This window comes from Aeromonas finlandensis, from assembly GCF_000764645.1.
GTDB lineage: Bacteria > Pseudomonadota > Gammaproteobacteria > Enterobacterales > Aeromonadaceae > Aeromonas > Aeromonas finlandensis.
Window position 1 is genome coordinate 1 of the sequence record NZ_JRGK01000020.1, and the last position, 19,813, is coordinate 19,813.

The window sequence follows — 19,813 nt, forward strand, 5'->3', positions numbered from 1 at the left end:
GTCCATAGTACCGGCATAAGTGACGAAGACCCGCGGCTCCACAGGCGCGGCAAACTTGGTGCAGTAGGCGCCGGTGCGGCGATTTGGCGTGGGCGCCGCATCAATCCACCCCTTCTCGGCCATCATGCGGGCAAATGCTCCCATCTCGGGATCGAAACGGCTAAAGGCATCGGCAATCAGCGCGATCGCCTCCTCGAACGGGATCTCGCGGCTGCTGGCAGCAGGGGGCGGCGCAAAGAGATCCTCCGGCCCCAGCTCGTCGAGTCCGAGCCGCGCAGCCATCAGCCCCAAAGCCCGCTGACCCAGCCCACGGGCCCGCCAGGTTTCGCTCATCAGTGCATCGAGGGTGGATCGTTCGATATGACTCTGATGGCAGGAGAGATCCAGCGCATCGAGCACACGGGTTTTGCCGCGCTGACGGGCCAACTCCAGCCGCCAGCCGTTGAGGGCATTGAGGATGGCGGCAACCGTCTCCTGCTCCCCTTCCCAACCGGCGCTGATGGCATCGAACGCCTCAAGGCGCAGGGCCCGCACCGGACTGGAGAGCAGATTGCTCGCCTCGGCCAGCCCCATCTCGCGGCCATCAATGGTTAAGCGGATCTTGCCCACCAGATCGTTGTAGAGGTTGCCCCAGGCGTGCAGGCCATCGGTGCCAAGGCCGATCACCAGCTGCTCCGCTTCGACCGGCAGGCGCTGATCCTGCAAGCGACGCTCATGGCGCAGGCGGTACGCCTCCTCTCCGAGCAGCGGATCCCCCATCAGCGCGGCGAATTCCTCTGCCGGCAGCGCCAGCATCAGATCGTCCACCGGCGCCAGCGTCTTGAACAGATCGGCGTTGAGGGCGCGGGCACGGGACGCCAGCTGTTTGGCCTGCGGATCCCGCGCATCCTGACTGCCGCGACACGCGGCCAGAATGGCGACGTTCCAGCCGATATGGCGAATATCACGGGCGCGCAGCCGCACTTCCCGCAAAAAATCCTGCCGCGCTGCAGCATCGCCGCGCACCCCGTCCAGACCCGCCATATAGCTGGTCAGCTCCTCCAGCGCGTGACGGGCGGCGTTCATGTCCGCGTCCAGCTCGGGGCTGTCGAGGCCCGGGTAGATATGGTCGTTATTCCACTGTTGTTGATACATAGCTTCTCGCAAAGGCCTTCATCGGGAGGATAAATCCCCCGCAGGCAGAAAAATAAAAAGAGGAAAAAGAGCGAAAATGGCCCGCAAGCTCGCTTATCCCTTGGCCGGGGCAAGACGGCTCACCAGGGTCATCACGACAACCAGCAGCAGACCCGCCACCACACCAGCCACGGCGTTGAGCAGGGTCGGCGTCACCACCGCCAATACTGTCCCCACGGTGGGCAGAGTGGCAACAACAGCGGCAGCGCCTTCAATCAGGTGATGGGCAAAGGGCCAGCCGTGCACCAGAATGCCGCCACCCACCATAAACATGGCGATGGTACCGACCAGTGCCAGCAGGTGCATCAGACGGGGGGCCGTCACCAGCAGCCCCTGTCCCACCGCGCGGCGCAGGGCGCTGCCATCAGGCTTTTGCAGCAGATGCAGACCGATGTCATCCAGTTTGACGATCAACCCCACCAGCCCGTAGACCCCAACCGTCATCAGCACGGCAATTCCCGCCACCACCGAGAGCTGCAGAGCGAGGCTTGCCCCCTGCACCGTGCCAAGGGCGATGACGATGATCTCGGCAGAAAGAATGAAATCGGTGCGGATCGCCCCTTTCACCTTCTGCTGTTCAAACGCGACCAGATCATCGGGAATGGGGGCTGTGTGTGCCTCCCCCTCGTTCGCCTCATGGGGCAGGAATTTGTGCGCCAGCTTCTCGGCCCCCTCAAAGCAGAGGTAGGCGCCGCCCAGCATCAAGAGCGGCGTGATAAGCCAGGGCACCAGCGCACTGATGGCGATGGCGGCAGGCACCAGAATAAGTTTGTTGCGAAATGAGCCCTTGGCCACCGCCCACACCACCGGCAGCTCCCGCTCGGCCCGCACCCCGGAGACCTGCTCCGCGTTGAGGGCGAGATCGTCCCCCAACACCCCCGCGGTCTTCTTGGCTGCCATCTTGGTCATCAGCGCCACGTCATCGAGCACGCTGGCGATATCATCGAGCAGGGCCAACAAACTGGTTCCGGCCATATCAGAGATTCCTTATATCAGTGAGAACAACCCCGGGAGTGAGGTGTAGGTCCCGATAACCATCAGGGTCAGCAGGGCCACCTCATGGCGATCGCAGGCCATCATCGGCCGTGCCAAGAATCCGGTACTCGCCATCGGGGGTTACGTCTTTCGGGCAAAAGATGGCACAGTGTAACGAGAAGCCGCCACTTCGGCAGCACCCCTGAGCCATTTGATCTTGGTTCCCTCTGAATCACCTCAAGGAGTTCCCATGCAACCCTGGCAAGCTCTGCTCGATCTCTGGTTTGGCGATGATGCCGACGACGCCACCCGCGCCACACGGCAAGCCCCCCTCTGGTGGGGCAAAAACAGCGAGACAGATGCCCTGCTGGCCAGCCGCTTCGGCGCGCTGGCAGCGGCTGCGGCCAACGGAGAGCTGGCCAATTGGACCGATGTGCCCCAAGGCAGGCTGGCGTTGATCCTGCTGCTCGACCAACTGCCCCGCAATATCCATCGCGGCACGCCAGCAGCCTTTTCCCAGGATCCGTTGGCACGGGGTCTCTGCCTGAAAGGGCTGTCCATCGGGGCTGACAAAGCCCTCTCGCCACTGGAGCGGGTCTTCTTCTATCTGCCGCTGGAACATGCGGAGTCCCGCGAGCAGCAAGCCAGAAGCGTGGCCCTGTTCGAGGAGCTGGCGGCTGAGCAGGCAGACACTACGGCGCAAGCAACCTTCGCAGGATTTGCCGACTTTGCCCGCCGCCATCAGGTGATCATCGAACGCTTTGGCCGCTTCCCCCACCGCAACGACCTACTGGGCCGCACCAGCACGTCGGAAGAGACCGAGTTTTTGCAGCAACCAGGCTCCGGTTTCTGACACTCGCCATATAAAAAATCCCCGCCAGATGGCTGGCGGGGAGAGAGGCTTGGTAACGGCTAGCGGATTTATTGGATGCGATAGCGGGATATCTGCTGGTGGATGCTCTCGGTGGTGACATTGAGTTCCTCGGCCGCAGCTGAGGTCTCTTCGGCGGTGCTGCTGGTCTGCTGTACGACGTGAGCTATCTGCTCCACCTGATGAGCGATCGACTCGGCGGCTGCACTCTGTTCGCGAATCGCATTGGTGATCTCACCCACCTGATCCATCACCCGGTGCGACGCACTCCTGATTTCCGAGATGATGGCGCCGCTTTCCGTCGCCATGGCTACCCCTTGGCTCACCTTCTCCTCCACCAGATTCATGCGGGAGACCGTATTATTGGACTCCTGCTGGATCGCCTCGACCGTGGCCGATATCTCCTGAGTGGATTGCGCCGTACGCTCTGCCAGTTTGCGCACCTCATCAGCCACCACCGCAAAGCCACGGCCAGACTCCCCGGCTCTCGCCGCCTCAATGGCCGCGTTCAAAGCCAGCAGGTTAGTCTGCCCTGCCACATCGCGGATCACGCTGACCACACCACCAATGCGCGAAATACCTTCACCCAGCGCAATGACCTCGGCCGAGGCCTGCCGGATGGAGTCGGCAATCTCATTGATGGCATGTACGGTACGATCGATGGTCTTGCCCCCTTCGGTTGCCAGCTGCCCTGACTCGTTGGTGATGCGGCTCGTCTCCTGAGTGCGCTGGGAGATATCGGTGATGCTGACCGTCATCTCTTCAACTCCGGCCGCAATCAGACTGGTAGCATCATTTGCCTGACTGGCCGAGCTGGCGAGGTGTTGCGCAGCCTGGGAGAGGGATTCGGCGGTGCTTTTTATCTGCAAGCTGCCGACGGAAAACTCGGTGAATGTTTGCTGCAACGTATCAAGCAGCCGGTTGACCGCATTGAGGGTCAGGCCAATCTCATCCTGCTGTTTGATATCCGCCCTGAGGGTAAAGTTGAGATCTCGCTGGATCCGGGTCAATGTATCCATGGCGGAACGAAGCGGGTTGGCCACCTGATTGAACAACCAGAAAAACAGCCCCATCGTCAGCACGGTAACACCACCTGCGATAAACAGCAGGGTTTGCAGGCTGTTGTCGTAGTTTTCCTGCCCCTGCTTCTTGAGTGCCAATGCCAAGTCCATATTGAACGTGACGTGAAGCTCGATCGCCTTGGCAAACTGCTGAAACAGTCTGGCGGCCTCTCCCGCCAGCATATCTCTGGCATCATCGTTCTTGTTTTGGCGGGACAGCTCCAGAACCTTGTCAACCTCCTGATAATATTGCGCGATAATGCGTTGATCATCGTCGGTCAGACGCCGATCTTCGTCATTGGAGAGCATATCGGCCTTATATTTGTCCAACAGCGAATTGATCTGTTTGCGCTTATCGGCAATGTCCGTTTCGATCTGCTGCATCTTGCCGCTATCGGTATTCAGCACATGGGTTTGCACCAGCGAGTGCAGCTCATAAAAATCGGCCTGCACATCCTTGATGATCGAGATGCTCGGCACCGTATTGTCCGTCACATAACTCAAGTCACGGTTGGCGGAATCGAGGCGGTTGATACTGAACCAGCTGAGAAAAAGGAGTGCCAGCATCACCAGCAGGGCTATCAGTTGAAGTCGACGAGCAATATTCATGACCACACTCTCCAGATGGTGATTTACTAGCAGTGTAGACGACCCATAAACAACAACGGCCCGCTTTGGCGGGCCGTTGTTGTTTATATTTCATGGCGTTGTGATTACGCTTGCGCCGGTTCACTCTCACCCAGCTCATTGGTCTCGCCCAGACTGTCTTCGGTCTTGGCGACCACGCTGGCAGCGATGGCGTTACCCAGCACGTTGGTGGCTGAGCGGCCCATATCGAGGAAGTGGTCGATACCCAGCAGCAGCAGAATACCCGCTTCCGGAATATGGAACTGGTTCAGGGTGGCGGCAATCACCACCAGAGAGGCACGCGGTACCCCGGCCATCCCCTTGGAGGTGACCATCAGCAGCAGCAGCATGGTGATCTGCTGGGCCATGGAGAGCTCGATGCCATAGGCCTGAGCGATGAACATCACCGCGAAGGTGCAGTACATCATGGAGCCGTCGAGGTTGAAGGAGTAACCCATCGGCAGCACGAAGCTGGCGATGCGCTTGTCACAACCGAACTTCTCCAGACGATCCAGGGTCTTCGGATAGGCCGCTTCAGAGCTGGCGGTAGAGAATGCCAGCAGGATGGGTTCGCGGATCATCGCCAGCAGCTTGATGACGCGGCCACGCAGGAAGACGCTGCCCATGGCGATCAGCAGCAGCCAGAGGCAGGCCAGCGCGATGTAGAACTGGGCCATAAAGCTGCCGTAGGTGACCAGAATACCCAGCCCCTCTTTGGCCACCATGGCGGCGATGGCACCAAACACCGCGAACGGCGCAAAGTTCATCACGTAACCGGTCACTTTCAGCATGATCTCGGCAGCGCTGGCCATCAGCACCACCACCGGCTTGGCCAGATCGCCGAGCGCGGCGGCAGCCAGACCAAAGAAGAGGGAGAAGACCACGATCTGCAGGATCTCGTTGGTGGCCATCGCCTCGACCACGCTTTTGGGAATGGCGTGGGTCACGAAATCTTTCAGGGTAATGGCGCCGGCAGCAATACCAGAACTGGCGGTGTCATTGGGCAGGGAGAGGGAGAGCCCCACGCCCGGCTGCATCAGAGTCACCATCACCAGACCCAGGCTCAGGGAGAGCAGGGAGGCCAGCATGAACCAGCCAAGGGTCTTGACGCCGATGCGGCCCACGGTGCGGGTGTCGCCCATCTTGGCAATACCGACCACCAGGGTGGTGAAGACCAATGGCGCGATGATCATCTTGATCAGTCGCAGGAAGATATCGGTCAGAATCGTGATGTTATTGGCAAAGTCCGCAGCCTGATCTGCGGCAAACATGCGATAGCCCTGGCCGGTGAGGATGCCAAACAACATCGCAATGAGGATGGCGACCGTCAGTTTATTCATTTTCATGGGGGAGTCCCGGTTTTGATTGGTGCAAGCCGTAAACGGTGGCATGGGAGCCACTACAGTCCGTTTTTGTGATCCTAGCCGTTGATTCCTGGCGGCTGGTATGCTGGGAGAATGCCTAAAAGCAGGGGGTAAATCTAGAGGCTTTATCCAGAATTTTATGCTGCTATTAGGTGTATGTGATATGGATCTTGCAAACAATCGATATTAATCACCGCTTATTTTAATTTCGGCGAGATATTTCGCATCCAGGGTTCGCTCATCAATAGCCCGTGGCAACAGGCGGAAAGTGAGCAGCGCCGAGATGGTGTGCTGCACCTGCATCTGGGCCATAAAGAGATCCGGCTCATCCTCGTCAAAACCGAAGAGCGGCCGTGATGGCGTCACCCTGATGGCATCGCGGGTAATGGTCAGCTCATCGACCTTGAGCCAGGAGTAACCCTCTGCGAGCGCCAGCTCCCCTGCCCGCTTGAGCACATATTTGCGGGCGGTCTCCCTGTCTACCAGATCGTTACCGACAAACTCCAGCTGCCACTTGTCCGGGCCAAGCCGGGTCTGGGAGAAACCGGTCTGGCCGTTCCAGAACGACTTTTCACTCTGGTAAGAGGTGGCGCAGCCCGCCAACAGCAGGGTGAGCATCAGCAGGCAACAGGGTTTAGATACGGATGTAGACACGAGGGGCCTCGACAGGCAAATGAGCAGCAGAGTTGTTACTACAACACAAAGCACGGTGACTGCACAATCTGCTCGCGCCAACAGCGGCCAGCACGCACCACCACTGGCTTCACGCCTGTGCGGCAAATCGCAGGCAAAAGAAAAGGCCTTGTCGTTTGACAAGGCCTTTACCGGGGAATTTGGTCGGTGTGAGAGGATTCGAACCTCCGACCCTCTACACCCCATGCAGATGCGCTACCTGGCTGCGCTACACACCGACGGAGTCAGCTCGGCTGACGGGGGCAGAGTTTATGGAGATGACCCCGCCCTGTCAACAGGGAAACGCCGCCAATCCCCCGTCCGCGGTGCGTTCGCTTGCTTTGCGAACAATCAGCGGTTAAAGGTCAGCCGCTTGCCCAACATACCGTCACTGACCTGACCGTTTTGCCAGGCGATCTGGCCGTTGACCAGGGTCATCTCTATCGTGCTGTGGAAGCGGTAACCGTTGAAGGGCGACCAACCACAGTGGTAGAGAAGGTTGTCATCGTTGACCACATAGGGCTTGCCCAGATCCAGCAGCACCAGATCGGCGAAGTAACCCTCGCGGATATAACCGCGATCCTCCACCTGAAAACGCTCGGCCACCGCGTGGGAGGTCTTCTTGACGATGGTCTCCAGGGTGAACACGCCATTGTGGTAGAGCTCCAGCAGCGCCTGCAGGGAGTGCTGCACCAGCGGCACGCCGGACGGCGCCTTGAAGTAGCTGTTCTGCTTCTCCTCCCAGGTGTGGGGGGCGTGGTCGGTAGCGATGATGTCGAGCACATCGTTGCGCACCGCATCGAGCAGCGCGTGCTGGTCGGCCGCGCTCTTCACCGCCGGGTTGCACTTGATCTGGCTGCCCAGGGTGTCGTAATCGGCCTCGTTAAAGAACAGATGGTGCACACACACCTCGGCGGTGATGTTCTTGTCCTTCAACTCGCGCAGATCCGGGGTGGCGGTAAAGAGCGACAGCTCCTTGGCCGAGGTCAGATGCAGCACGTGCAGCTTGGCGCCGTACTGCTTGGCCAGCGCCACCGCCATGCTGGAGGATTTGTAGCACGCCTCGTCACTGCGAATGCGACCGTGCTCGCCCATCGGCACATTCTCGCCCCACTTGGCCCGCGCCGCCTCTTCCGCCTTGGCGATAGTCGGGGTGTCTTCGCAGTGGGTGACGATCATCACCGGACTCTCGCGGAAGATGGCCGCCAGGGTCTCCTGATTGTCCACCAGCATGTTGCCGGTCGAGGAGCCCATGAACACCTTGACCCCACAGGACTGCTTGGGATCGAGTCGCTTGATCTCTTCCAGGTTGTCGTTGGTGGCGCCGAGATAGAAGCTGTAGTTGGCGACGGAGGAGTTGGCGGCGATCTGGTATTTGGCTTCGAGTGCTTCGAGGGTGGTGGTCTGGGGATTGACGTTGGGCATTTCCATGAAACTGGTGGTGCCACCAGCGACGGCGGCCCGGGATTCACTGGCGATGGTCCCCTTGTGGGTCAGCCCCGGCTCCCGGAAATGGACCTGATCATCGATCATTCCGGGGATGAGGTGGCGACCTGCCGCATCGATGATCACAGCATCGTGCGCGTCGATATCGGGTGCGATGCGGGCAATCCGTTCCCCCTCGATCAACACGTCGGAGGCATAGATACGGCCTTCGTTGACCAGGGTGGCATTCTTGATAAGCAGTTTGTTCATGGGGGGTTCCAGTTCCTTTGCCGATAATCGCGGGTCATAATAGCGCAAAACTGCCCTTTCTCTGTAGCAAGGCCTGACTGATGAAGTTATTTGTAAGAGATTTGACCGTGATCGACTCCAGCTACCTGTGCGAACGCCGCGGCATGGTGGGCGAGAGCTGGCTGGTAGATATCGAAATGAGCGGTGAGCTCAACGAAATGAGCATGCTGCTGGACTTTGGCCGGGTAAAGAAGCTGATCAAGTCGATCATCGATGAAGAGGTGGACCACAAGCTGCTGGTGCCGACCGGCTGCCCGCTGATCCATGTCGAAACCCTGGACGGTGACGAGAGCACCGTGGATCTGCTGCGCCCGGGGCGCTCCATCCACCTGCGCTGCCCATCCCAGGGCTTCGCCTTTATCCCTGCCCCGCAAGTAGATAAAGAGTCGGTGACCCGCTACCTGCTGGCGGTGCTGGCCAAACGGCTGCCGGGCAATATCAAGGATCTCTCCCTGACCCTGCGTCAGGAGGCGATCTCCGGTGCCTTCTACCACTACAGCCATGGCCTGAAGAAGCACGATGGCAACTGCCAGCGCATCGCCCACGGCCACCGCTCCCCCATCGAGATCCACGTCGACGGTGAGCGCGATGGTGAGCTGGAGCTCAACTGGGCCGAACGTTGGGGCGATATCTACCTCGGCACCGAGGAGGATAAGGTGGCCCTCAGCGAACTGGCCCTGAGCACCCGTGCCAACGTGCAGCTTGGTGAGCATCACAGCGGCTTCAAATATGTGGCACCGCAAGGGCTGTTCCAGCTGGCCATCCCCACCGCCGAGGTAGAGATGATCGATACCGACACCACGGTCGAGCTGCTGACCTGCTACATCGCCCGCGAAGTGAAGAAGATGGTGGGCGACAAGTTCGTCAAGATTGTCGCCTATGAAGGGGTCGGCAAGGGCGCTATCGCCTACGCGTGATTTCTGCGATCACCACAGCAATCACGCTCATCACAGTAATAAAGAGGCCCCGCATCTGCGGGGCCTTCTCTTTTTTCAGCGCGTGACCATCAGGCGATGAGGCGGAATCGCTTGACCAGGCTCTCCTGCTGCTCGGCAAGGGAGTCCAGCTGCTGGCTGGTCTGGGCCACCCGCTCGATACCCTGATAGTTGAGATCCGAGATATCGGAGATGCGGTTGAGGTTGGTGGCGATATCGGCGCTGGTGGCCTGCTGCTGCTCGGCGGCAGAGGCGATCTGGCTCGACATGTCGCTGATCAGCACCACGATCCCCTGCACCTCCTCCATGGCGTTGTTGGCGTGGGAGCTCTGATCCACGCAGCTGTCCATCTCGCGGGAGCACTCCTGCATCACGGTCACCGCCTTGGCGACCCCCTGCTGCAGGTTCTCGATCATGGTCTGGATCTCGCTGGTGGACTGGGCGGTGCGGCCCGCCAGACTGCGCACCTCGTCGGCCACCACCGCAAAGCCACGCCCCTGCTCGCCGGCGCGCGCCGCCTCGATGGCCGCATTGAGGGCCAACAGGTTGGTCTGCTCGGCGATGCCGCGAATGACGTCGAGGATGTTGCCGATCTGGCTGCTCATGGCACTCACATCGCCAATCACCTTGCCGGTCTGCTGCAACTTGCCCGCCAGTTGATGAGTGGTAGTGATGTTACCCGCCATCACCTTGCGCCCCATTTCGGAGGCCTTCTCCACATCCTGCACCCGCTCCAGGGTCTGGTTGGCAGCCTGCGCCACTTCCCGCACCGAAGCTTCCATCTGGGTCATGGCGGCCGCGACCGAGGCGGTCTCCTGCCGCTGTTTCTCCAGATCCGCCCGCACCGACTCGGTGGTGTGGCGGTTGCCGTGGGCGGCATCGTTAAGCTGGGCCGACGCTTGTGAAAGCTGCGCCAGCACCTCCCCCATCTGGGCAATCAGCAGGTTGATCTGGCTGCCCAGCTGACCAAATTCGTTCTTGCTGCGAAAACCGATGCGCTGGGTCATGTCGCCCTGGGTCACTTCGGTCAGCACCCGCAGCAACTCCTTGAGCGGGCGACGGATCGCCTTGCCCAGGGTGTAGGCCACCAGCATGGCGATCAGGATGGCGACCACGATGCTGGCCCCCTGAGTCACTGTACTCTGGCTCTGCACTGCTCTGGCGTGCTGAATGCTTTGACTCATCAGCTGCTGACTCTGGCCGGTGATCCGCTCAAGCCGGTGCTGGATCTCGACGATCAGGGCGCTCGCCTGCTTGCTCTTCTCCCGCATTTGTTCCTGTTGCTTCATCAGCGCCAGATATTGGGAGAGCACCCCTTCGCTGGCGGTGGTGTCACGCACAAAGCCGTGAACATAGTGGCCCATGTCGTTTTCGAAGTTCTTGAGCTCCCCCTGCAGATCCTTGATGGTGCTGTTGAACCCTTCAATCTGCATCTTGTTGCGCTTGAGCGCCCCTTCGATGGGAGCAGGAATGGTCTGGTTGAGGGCATCCATGGTGGAGAGTTCGATGGCGGAGAGCTTGGTCGTCAGGGTCTCGGAGAGCATCTTGATGAAGCTGTCGTCGATGGTGACCATCATGTCCCCCAGATTCTTCTTGAACTGGGGCAGGCTGACCTGAAACTGCCCCTTGGCCAGATTGACCTTGTGCAGCCGGGTGAGCAGCGCTTCGTGTTCGCCGGGCAGGGTGTCAGTCAGTTGCAGGTAGCTGTCGACCTGTTGGCTGAGGCTGCTCATCTCCCCTTGCAGTTCGGGGTGGTGGGCGACCTGCTGGCGCAAGGCGTCAAGGCTCTTGCCCACCGCAGCCTTGGCCTGTTTCAGTTCGGCCACTTCGGCCGGCAGCTGTTTGGGGTCCTGCTCGGTGAGCACATCCCCCAGCCACTTGTTGGCGCTGAGCAGGGTGATCTGGGTCTGGCTGCTGGCGATCACCAGCGGCATCGACTGCTGGGTAACCTGCTCCAGCGCGTTCCCCAGGGTCTCCTGACTACGAAATGTGAGCAGTGAACTGGCCACCATCACGGCCACCAGGATCGCGAAGCCAAGGTAGACTCGCTGCAAGATGGAGAGATCCGACATTGTTTGTTTCATTATTGTCCCGCTGTATATGCAAAAGTCCCTTGCCTGAGTACCCCGTCCTTTTGATACCCTGCAGACCACCCTGAACAGGCGCTGCAGATGACGTCCCTCCGGCTATCGGTATTTTTAACAATAACTGAAGGGAATGGGACATCAGCTGTGTCAAATGTCGGCTTGTGTCACACTTGGCGTGCTGCTCGCCCCCTTTCGGGAGCCGCTTGGGGTTCTAGTTCAATTTTCTTTTTCATATAAGGGAGTTAGCCATGGCGCAAGAAACCATTTTCAGCAAAATCATCCGTAAAGAGATCCCTGCCGACATCCTTTATCAAGACGATCTGGTCACCGCATTCCGGGATATCCAGCCCAAGGCCAAGACCCATATTTTGATCATCCCCAATGTACTGATCCCCACCGTCAACGACGTGGAAGCCGAACATGAGCTGGCACTTGGCCGGATGTTCACCGTGGCCCGCAAGCTGGCCAGCGATGCGGGCATTGCCGAAGATGGCTACCGCCTCATCATGAACTGCAACCGCCACGGCGGGCAGGAGGTCTACCACATCCACATGCATCTGGTCGGTGGCCAGCCGCTGGGGCCGCTGCTCAGCCTGTAATGAATCGCCACACCTCAACCTGCCGCAGCGCCCTGTTGCTCTGCGGCGCCCTGTTGTTGCTGGGGGGCTGCGCCTCCCGCTGGCAGGATATGTTCGTCTCCTACTCCGATCAGATGGTGCCGCTGCGCAACCAGCTGCTGCTGGGCCATGCCGCCGAGGCGCTGCCCGAGGTGCGTGACTCCACCCTTGGGGATGACACCTTTGTCCTCGATCGCCTTGAAGAGGGGCGCATCGCCTGGCTGGCCGGGCAGGATGCGGGCAGCAAGCAGGCATTCTCTGCCGCCGACAGCCGCCTTCAGTGGGAAGACAATCAGGCCGAATATCGGCTCAGTCACGGGCTCGATCAGGTGGGCAGCCTGCTCACCAACGACCAGTCGATGGCCTACCTCACCCCCGATTACGAACGCACCATGCTGCACCACTATCTGGCCCTCAACTACCTGCAACGAGGAGATGCCGATGGCGCCCTGGTGGAGGTGCGCCGCGCCAATCAGGTGCAGGAGCAGGCGCTCAAGCGGCGAGCAGATGAGGTGCGCAAGGCAAAGGACAAGAGCGAAGAGGCGGAAACCGAAGGGGAGATGCGCCAACTGATGTCGCGCGGCGCACCGGATCTCGACCGGCTGATCGGCAAGGTCAAGAACGGTTTCCAGAACGCCTACACCTTCTATTTTTCCGCCGTGCTCTATGAGGCAGCGGGGGATCTCAACGACGCCTGGGTCGATTACCAGCGCGGCTACCAGATAGCGCCGGACAACCGCAGCCTGCAAGATGCCCTGCTGCGGCTGGCGCGGTTGCGCGGCTCGCCGGACGAGATCCGCGCGACCGAAAAAAAGGTGGGCCGCAAAGCCCCGCCGCTTGGCAAGGATCAGGGCCAACTGGTGGTGCTGTTTGAGGATGGTTTGATCCCGGCGCGGCGCGAGCTGTTCCTGCCGCTGCCCTTCTCCACCTCCCACGGCGATTTTCGCACCTTTACCGTTGCCATCCCCTATTACGATAATCGGGCAAGCGACACGGGGCCGCTCACGGTCGCACTGGGCAAAAAGGTCGAACAGACCAGCGAGCTGGTCAGGCTGGAGGCGCTGGCCGCCAAGGATCTGCAGGAGCGGCTGCCCGGCATGCTGACCCGGCAGGCGCTGCGGCTGGTAACCAAAGAGCAGATGCGCCGCACCGCCGCCAAAGAGGGGGGCGATGTGGGCAATATTCTGGTGGGGATCTTCAACACCCTCTCCGAGCGGGCCGATACCCGCAGTTGGCTGACGCTACCGGCGCAGGCATCGAGCTGGCAGGGGATGGTACCGGCGGGTGCTCTCCAGCTCACGTTGGGAGCGGGGGCCGCGCAGCGGCAATTGCCGCTCACCATCAACAAGGGACGCACCACCCTGGTCTGGGTGCAGCGCCTCGGGGCCGGTCTGACCACCCGGGTGATGCCGCTTTGAACAAAGGGCCAACGCAGATGAACCAGACGATTAACGGGCAGGCTCACGCACAGCCCCACTCACCCCGATTAAGGAGAGCAAGATGAAAGCATACGGGTTGGCCCTCGGGCTCGCGCTGCTGCTCAGCGGCTGCGCCACCAATACCTCCGGCATTGCGCTCTATGGCCCGGCGGGCGGCGCACCAACGCTGGAAAAACACCAGAATGTCAATGTCACCCTGACCGAGCTGAGCCGCCGCGAACAGAATGGCCTGCTGCAGGTCAATGTGGCCGCCGCCAGCACCCAGCGCGGTGATAACAAGCTGCAATATATGTTCTATTGGTATGATGAGGCCGGTCAGGAGGTCGCCAGCGATGGCCGCGGCTGGACCCCCATCAAGCTGCATGGCTATCAGACCCGCACCCTCTCGGCCCTGGCGCCCAGCCCGGCGGCGCAGGGTTACCGGATTTACGTACGCGAAGTGATTGAGGAATCCTACTGATGAAAATGAATCATGCCCTGCTGATCCTGACCGGCGCCTTGCTGCTGGGCGGCTGCTCCAGCACCACCGTCAGCTATGGCGATCCCACTGAAACCGAAACCGTCACCGTCGATTACGGCTCAAGCGATCTGCAGGCCATCGCCGACAAGATGGCGGATTCCATGCTGGCGTCGCCTGCCACCAGCGAGATCACCGCAGGCGGTCGTCCGGTGATGTTTATGGACTCCATCCGCAACAAAACCTCCGAGCACATCGATACCGAAGCCATCACCGATACCATCCGCACCAAGTTGCTGCGGGCCGGCAAGTTCCGCTTCGTCGACATGAGCAAGGTGGCCGCCGTCAAACAGCAGCTCGAATACCAGCAGAGCAGCGGCATGGTCGACCCGGCCTCCATGGTGCGACTGGGCAAGCAGACCGGTGCCCGCTACATGGTCTATGGCAACCTCTCCAGCATCGTCAAAGACAATGGCAAGGTGAAGGATGTCTACTACCAGATGACCATGAACCTGATGGATCTGCAAAACGGCGAACTGCTGTGGGCCGATCAGAAAGAGATCCGTAAACAGGCAAAGAAATCCACCTTTGGCTGGTAACGAGCTCCCGCTGACGGGCGGCTGTGATGCACTGCTGGCCAGTCTGCCCGCCCCCTGGCGGGAGGGGCAGCTGGAAGCGCTGGGCACTGGCCTTACCAACAGCAACTATCGACTGCGCCTCCCCTCGGGGCGCAGTTACTTTTTGCGCCAGGGGCACCCCGATCCGGTACGCCTTGGTATCGACCGCCCTACCGAGTGGCAGCTCTATCAGGGGGCGATGGCCGAAGGGCTGGCGCTGCCCTGCCACTATGGCGACCCCGCCAGCGGCCTGATGCTGCTCGAGTGGTGCGATGAGCCAAACTGGCTTGAGGCTGCGCCTCCCGTCGCCGATCAACCCCGTCTGCTGGCCGCGGTGCTGCGCAAGCTGCACCGCCTGCCGCTGCCCACGGTGGTGATGGCGGTGCGGGCCCACGCGGCGGGCTATCGCGCCCGACTGGCCCACATTCCCTCCTGGCTGCCCGCGCTGGAGCGGGGATTGCTCGCCAGTGGTGAGCCGAATGATTGCTGGCGCCCTTGCCACCATGATCTCAATCCGGCTAACTTGTTGGGAAGCAAACCCTGGGTCATCGACTGGGAGTATGGCGCGGCAGGTCACCCCGGCTTTGAGCTCGCCAGCATCCAGCGCACCCATAAGTGGCCCGCCGAGCGGCGCGACGCGCTGGAAGCGCACTATCTGCGCTCGCTACCGCGCCACCAGTGGCCCGATTTTCAGAGCGACGCCTTCTTGCCCTGGGTTGATTACATCGGCCTGCTCTGGGCCCTGCTGATGGCCGAGCAGCAAGCCACTCCCGATTACCACGAGCTGATCGCCATCAACCGGCAACGACTGGAGTAACAGATGATAAACAAGGTGCGCTGGCACAAGCCGAAAACCTGGGGTCTGCTGCTGATCGGCCTGCTGCTGACCGGCTGCTCCACCCGGATCATCTACTACTGGCTCGATACCGCTATCATCTGGCAGCTGGACGACTACTTTGCCCTCTCCTACTCGCAAAAAGATCTGCTCAGCCGCGAAGTGAAAGGACTGATGGCCTGGCACCGCCAGCACGAGCTGCCCCGCTATGCCAAGGATCTCGATGCGCTGGCCAAGGCGATCGCCAGCCCCATGACCCCGGAACAGATCTCGACCAACCTCGATGCCGTGCAGCAGAGTCTGACCCGCACCCTGGAGAACACCATTCCCCGCGCCGTCAGACTGGCGCGCACTCTGAACCACGAGCAAGTGACCCGCTTCATGACCGATCGAGTCAAACGGCAGCAGGAGCGGCAACAGGAGTTTGCCAACGAACCCAAGGAGAAAATGCTGGCGGAGTTTCGCGACAAGATGAACCAGCGGCTCGCGTTCTGGATTGGCGAGGTGAAACCGGCGCAAGCACCGCTGGTGGCCCAATGGGCCGAGTGGCAGTACGAGCTGATGCCCCCCTGGATCGAGTTCCAGACCGCCTGGACCAAAGAGCTGGACAGGCTGATGCAGCAGCGCCAGAGCCCCGATTTTACCCGTGAGCTGACCGAACTGCTGGCCCAGGGAGACGGCCTGATGGATGGCCGCTTTACCGGCTATACCGAGCAGTCGCGTCAACGCACCGTCAACTGGTTGAGCGCCATGAGCCAGTCGCTGGATATCTCCCAGCGGGCCCATCTCTACTCCCTGCTCAAAGGCTACGCCCGCGACTTCGAACAGATGACAGATAGCTGACCATCGGCACCAAATGCAGCCACCCAATCCGCGGCGACCTTGTTCCAGCGGGGTTACTGTGATAGCTTGCCCTCTCTATTTATCGGGAATTAACTTTTTGCGCCTTTTCGACAAAGCCAAACTGGTGCTGGTAACCCTGGTTATCGCCCTCACCCTGCTTTGTTCCATCACCCGAATGGAAGGCCCGCTGCTACCCGAATATCCCCAGAGTGCACAGCAGCAGACCCTCGTTTTCAATCAGGCCAGCGACAGCGATGATGGCATCATCAAGTTTGTCGGCAGCCATCAGAATCACCTGTTGCGCTTCGAGCAATCACTGCGCAGCGACAACCAGCCCAAAAGCGTTGTCTACGAGCTGATCCAGAGCTGGTCTGCCCAGGCCATCCTGCTGTTGCTGCTCGGCTGGCTGATGCTGGCCCCCGAGCTCTATCACAAACAGAGTTTTCGCGATCGCTTCGGCGCGATCCATCGGCGCCATCTACAGCGTCAACATCTGCAATACCGCTTCACCCAGAGTTATCTGAGCGCCTGACCCCGGAGGGGCTGGCACATCCACTGTTTGTACATCCCCTCTTCCTGACGGATCCGGCAGCAGCCTGATCCGCATCTGATGCATCCCATTTTTTACGCCTTGCCGAGCCTTGCTGCTATCGGCCTGCGCACCATTCTCCTGACAGAGGCTTATTTGCCATGAGAAAGAGCAATCGCACCATTCTCAACCGCATGAGCAAGTGGCAGTACGCACTGCTGCTGTTGATGCTGTTGACCTTTACCTTTTACTCCCTGCCCACCTTTTTCGGTGAGCAGCCCTCCCTCGGCCTGCACGGACAGCAGCGCCTGACCACCCAGCAGCAGATGTTGCTGACCGACAAACACCTGACCCCGGTCAAGGTGATCGAACAGCCTGAACGGGTCGAACTGGTCTTTGCCAGCCAAGGCGAACAGCAGCGCGCCAAGCAGTTGCTGGAGCAGCAAGGGGTCGACAGTGCCGCGCTGACCCTGGAGTTTCACTCCAACGCGCCGGGCTGGATCACCCGCCTCGGCGCCGATCCCATCAAGCTGGGGCTGGACCTGCGTGGCGGCTCCCAGCTGCTGATCGGGGTGGACGTGGATTTTGTCATCGACACCCAGACCAAGAATCTGGTGGATACCCTGCGCACCCGCTTCCGTGAAGCCAACCTGCGCGGCGCCAGCGTCATGCGCAGCGCACAGGGTGCAGTGGCCGTGACCCTGCCCAATGTCTCCGAACAGGAGAGCTGGCTCGCCATCATCAAGGAGAGTGCCGGTACCCGTCAGGATCAGTGGACGCTGACCCGCTCCGGCAATGAGCTGAAACTGGTGCTGAGCGAGGCGGAGCGCACCCTGCTGGTCAACAACGCCGTCACCCAGAACCTGTCGATCCTGAAAAAACGGATCAACGAGCTCGGCATCGTCGAGGCCTCGGTGGTGCGTCAAGGCCAGGATGGTATCCGTATCGAACTGCCCGGGGTGCACAACCCCAAGCAGGCGAAAGAGGTGATCGGGGCCACCGCCTCGCTGGCCTTCTACGAGGCCAAAGCAGACAGCCACTTCTATATCGCCGATCGCAACGGTCAGGCCGTCGGCATGGCGCGCAAGCCGGTCCTCACTGGCGAGCACATCGTCGATGCCCGCGCCAACATGGGCGAGATGGGCCAGCCCCAGGTCAATATCGTGCTCGACACCCTGGGTGGCAGCAAGATGAACCAGTTCAGTCGCCAGCATGTGGGCAAACCGATGGCGACCGTCTTCACCGAGTACAAGACCAACGCACAGGGCAAGCTGCGCGCCCAGAGCGAGGTGATCAACGTCGCCACCATCCAGACCGCCCTTGGCAACCAGTTCCGCATCACCGGCATTGGCAGTCTGCCGGAGGCGCAAGAGCTGGCCATGCTGCTGCGCGCCGGCGCCCTCACCGCCCCCCTCAAGATCCTGGAGGAGCGCTCCATTGGCCCGACGCTGGGGATGCAGAATATCGAGGCGGGCTTCACCGCGCTGGCCTTCGGCATGGCGGGCATGATGCTGTTCATGATGGCCTGGTACCGCAGGTTCGGCTGGGTTGCCATCACCGCGCTGGTCGCCAACCTGCTGATGCAGGTCGGCATGCTGGCGGTGCTGCCGGGGGCCGTGCTGACCCTGCCGGGGATCGCCGGTCTGGTGCTGACGGTGGGCATGGCGGTGGATACCCATGTGCTGATCTTCGAGCGGATCAAGGACCGTCTGCGAGAAGGTGGCTCACTGGCCAACGCCATCGACTTTGGCTATCGCTCGGCCTTTCACACCATCTTCGATGCCAACATCACCACCCTCATCTGCGCCGTGGTGCTCTACTCCATCGGCTCCGGGCCGCTGCAGGGCTTCTCCGTCACCCTCATTCTGGGTCTGCTCTCCAGCATGATCACCGGGATTTGGGGAACGCGCGCCATCATCAACCCCCTGTGGGGACGCAGCAGCGAGCGCACGCTGAAGGTGTAACGGGACACCCGTCCCTCTGATGAGCGGCTTTGGCAGCGCCATCGGCCATGGATATGGCCGCGTCGTGCCAAAGCAGAACAATTTTCCTCGGCATGCTGCAGCACGTCGGGACAGGCCAGCAGCCTCACGCTGGTGGCCAAGGAGAGCATTATGTTGAGAATGATCGTTGCAATGGGGCTGACCCGGTGGCGTTATATCGGCCTGTGGGCTTCCATCCTGCTGACCGTGGCCAGCGTCGCCATCTTGCTGGTGAACGGCCTGACACTGGGGCTCGATTTTACCGGCGGGATCCTGCTGGAGTTTCATACCCAGACCCTGAAAGAGGCCCATGAGCTCAATGCCATGCTGGTCTCCCCGCTGGCAGGTGCCGTGGAGCTGAGCTCTGCCGGTGTGCCCGGCGAATGGCTGATCAAGCTGCCCCCCCACGAACTGCCCTGGCCCGCGGCGGATCTCGCCACCATGCTGACCCAGCAGTTGGGAATGCCGGTCGAGTTGCTGCGCACCACCATCGTCGGCCCCCAGGTGGGCGCCGAGCTGTTCCAGCAGGGGATGATGGCGGTGCTGGTGGCCTCATTGGCCATGTCGGCCTATCTGGCGTTTCGCTTCGAGTGGCGTCAGGCCATCGGCATCCTGCTCTCGGTGGTCCATGATGCCATCGTGGCGCTGGGGCTGCTGTCACTCTTTCAGATCGAATTCGATCTGAACATCATCGCCGGTTTGATGGCGGTGATCGGCTACTCCCTCAACGACAGCATCGTCATTTCGGACAGGCTACGGGATCTGCTGAGCTCGCGCACCCAGATGGGGATCCACGAGTGCTCCGATGTGGCCATCAAGGCGACCTTCAGTCGCACCATGATCACCTCGGGCACCACCCTGTTTACCGTGGGCGCTTTGTTGTTGTTTGGTGGTGACGCCCTCTACGGCTTCTCCTTCACCCTGTTTGCCGGGATCCTGGTGGGCACTATCTCCTCCATCACCGTCGCTTCGACCGTGCAGGAGCTGCTGGGCCT

Annotated in this window: 18 protein-coding genes and 1 tRNA gene; 11 read left to right on the forward strand and 8 right to left on the reverse strand. The window is 60.8% G+C overall.

From position 1 onward, the window contains the following. Together LD28_RS0101505 and LD28_RS0101510 are read right to left on the reverse strand one after the other, a co-directional pair. A partial coding sequence (locus tag LD28_RS0101505; protein ID WP_033135271.1) for a gluzincin family metallopeptidase occupies positions 1–1,134 on the reverse strand: 1,134 nt, incomplete at its 3' end. A 93-nt stretch (positions 1,135–1,227) separates the two neighbouring features. Continuing rightward, entirely contained in the window at positions 1,228–2,148 is a 921-nt protein-coding gene (locus LD28_RS0101510; protein ID WP_033135272.1) for a DUF808 domain-containing protein, read from the reverse strand. A 250-nt stretch (positions 2,149–2,398) separates the two neighbouring features. On the opposite strand from LD28_RS0101510, the gene LD28_RS0101515 reads away from it, so the two are divergent. Next, the gene (locus LD28_RS0101515) at positions 2,399–3,001 is read left to right on the forward strand and encodes a DUF924 family protein (RefSeq protein WP_033135273.1); all 603 of its coding nucleotides are present in this window, start codon (positions 2,399–2,401) and stop codon (positions 2,999–3,001) included. Positions 3,002–3,069: 68 nt separating this feature from the next. Here the strand turns inward: LD28_RS0101515 and LD28_RS0101520 are convergent, their stop codons facing one another. The 5 genes from LD28_RS0101520 to LD28_RS0101540 all read right to left on the reverse strand — a co-directional run bounded on the left by LD28_RS0101520 (position 3,070) and on the right by LD28_RS0101540 (position 8,438). Beyond that, a complete protein-coding gene (locus LD28_RS0101520; RefSeq protein WP_033135274.1) occupies positions 3,070–4,689 on the reverse strand; it encodes a methyl-accepting chemotaxis protein in 1,620 nt (539 codons plus the stop codon). Between the two features lie 104 nt (positions 4,690–4,793). Beyond that, entirely contained in the window at positions 4,794–6,053 is a 1,260-nt protein-coding gene (locus tag LD28_RS0101525; protein ID WP_033135275.1) for a dicarboxylate/amino acid:cation symporter, read from the reverse strand. 204 nt (positions 6,054–6,257) lie between these two features. After that, positions 6,258–6,689: a CC0125/CC1285 family lipoprotein gene (locus LD28_RS0101530; protein ID WP_033135276.1), complete on the reverse strand. Its 432-nt coding sequence runs from the start codon at positions 6,687–6,689 to the stop codon at positions 6,258–6,260. 216 nt (positions 6,690–6,905) lie between these two features. After that, positions 6,906–6,982: transfer RNA gene (locus LD28_RS0101535), tRNA-Pro, on the reverse strand. Positions 6,983–7,094: 112 nt separating this feature from the next. Then, positions 7,095–8,438, reverse strand: a complete 1,344-nt coding sequence (locus LD28_RS0101540) for a dihydroorotase (protein WP_033135277.1) — start codon at positions 8,436–8,438, stop codon at positions 7,095–7,097. Between the two features lie 80 nt (positions 8,439–8,518). Between LD28_RS0101540 and LD28_RS0101545 the strand changes: the two genes are divergently transcribed. Next, a complete protein-coding gene (locus tag LD28_RS0101545; RefSeq protein WP_033135278.1) occupies positions 8,519–9,394 on the forward strand; it encodes a 6-pyruvoyl trahydropterin synthase family protein in 876 nt (291 codons plus the stop codon). 89 nt (positions 9,395–9,483) lie between these two features. Here the strand turns inward: LD28_RS0101545 and LD28_RS0101550 are convergent, their stop codons facing one another. Further along, entirely contained in the window at positions 9,484–11,496 is a 2,013-nt protein-coding gene (locus LD28_RS0101550; RefSeq protein WP_033135279.1) for a methyl-accepting chemotaxis protein, read from the reverse strand. 251 nt (positions 11,497–11,747) lie between these two features. Here LD28_RS0101550 and hinT point away from each other — a divergent pair, with 251 nt between their 5' ends. From hinT to secF, 9 genes are all read left to right on the forward strand, one after another. Then, positions 11,748–12,098, forward strand: coding sequence for a purine nucleoside phosphoramidase (hinT, locus tag LD28_RS0101555; RefSeq protein ID WP_033135280.1), 351 nt, complete (start codon positions 11,748–11,750; stop codon positions 12,096–12,098). Next, positions 12,098–13,534, forward strand: a complete 1,437-nt coding sequence (locus LD28_RS0101560; protein ID WP_033135281.1) for a COG3014 family protein — start codon at positions 12,098–12,100, stop codon at positions 13,532–13,534. Before hinT ends, LD28_RS0101560 begins: the two co-directional genes overlap by 1 nt. An 82-nt stretch (positions 13,535–13,616) precedes the next feature. After that, positions 13,617–14,015 (forward strand): YcfL family putative periplasmic lipoprotein, encoded by a 399-nt coding sequence (locus tag LD28_RS0101565; protein WP_033135282.1) that lies wholly within the window; start codon positions 13,617–13,619, stop codon positions 14,013–14,015. After that, positions 14,015–14,611 carry a penicillin-binding protein activator LpoB gene (gene lpoB / locus LD28_RS0101570; protein WP_033135283.1) on the forward strand — a complete coding sequence of 199 codons (597 nt, stop codon included), beginning with the start codon at positions 14,015–14,017 and terminating at the stop codon, positions 14,609–14,611. Before LD28_RS0101565 ends, lpoB begins: the two co-directional genes overlap by 1 nt. Continuing rightward, positions 14,601–15,446, forward strand: a complete 846-nt coding sequence (locus tag LD28_RS0101575) for a choline/ethanolamine kinase family protein (protein ID WP_050514235.1) — start codon at positions 14,601–14,603, stop codon at positions 15,444–15,446. Before lpoB ends, LD28_RS0101575 begins: the two co-directional genes overlap by 11 nt. A gap of 3 nt (positions 15,447–15,449) precedes the next feature. Further along, a complete protein-coding gene (locus tag LD28_RS0101580; protein WP_033135284.1) occupies positions 15,450–16,307 on the forward strand; it encodes a DUF6279 family lipoprotein in 858 nt (285 codons plus the stop codon). Positions 16,308–16,404: 97 nt separating this feature from the next. Continuing rightward, positions 16,405–16,839 (forward strand): hypothetical protein, encoded by a 435-nt coding sequence (locus LD28_RS0101585; protein WP_033135285.1) that lies wholly within the window; start codon positions 16,405–16,407, stop codon positions 16,837–16,839. A 158-nt stretch (positions 16,840–16,997) separates the two neighbouring features. Next, positions 16,998–18,800 carry a protein translocase subunit SecD gene (gene secD / locus LD28_RS0101590; RefSeq protein ID WP_033135286.1) on the forward strand — a complete coding sequence of 601 codons (1,803 nt, stop codon included), beginning with the start codon at positions 16,998–17,000 and terminating at the stop codon, positions 18,798–18,800. A gap of 150 nt (positions 18,801–18,950) precedes the next feature. After that, positions 18,951–19,813: protein translocase subunit SecF (gene secF / locus LD28_RS0101595; RefSeq protein WP_033135288.1), on the forward strand; the 863-nt coding region annotated here is incomplete at its 3' end.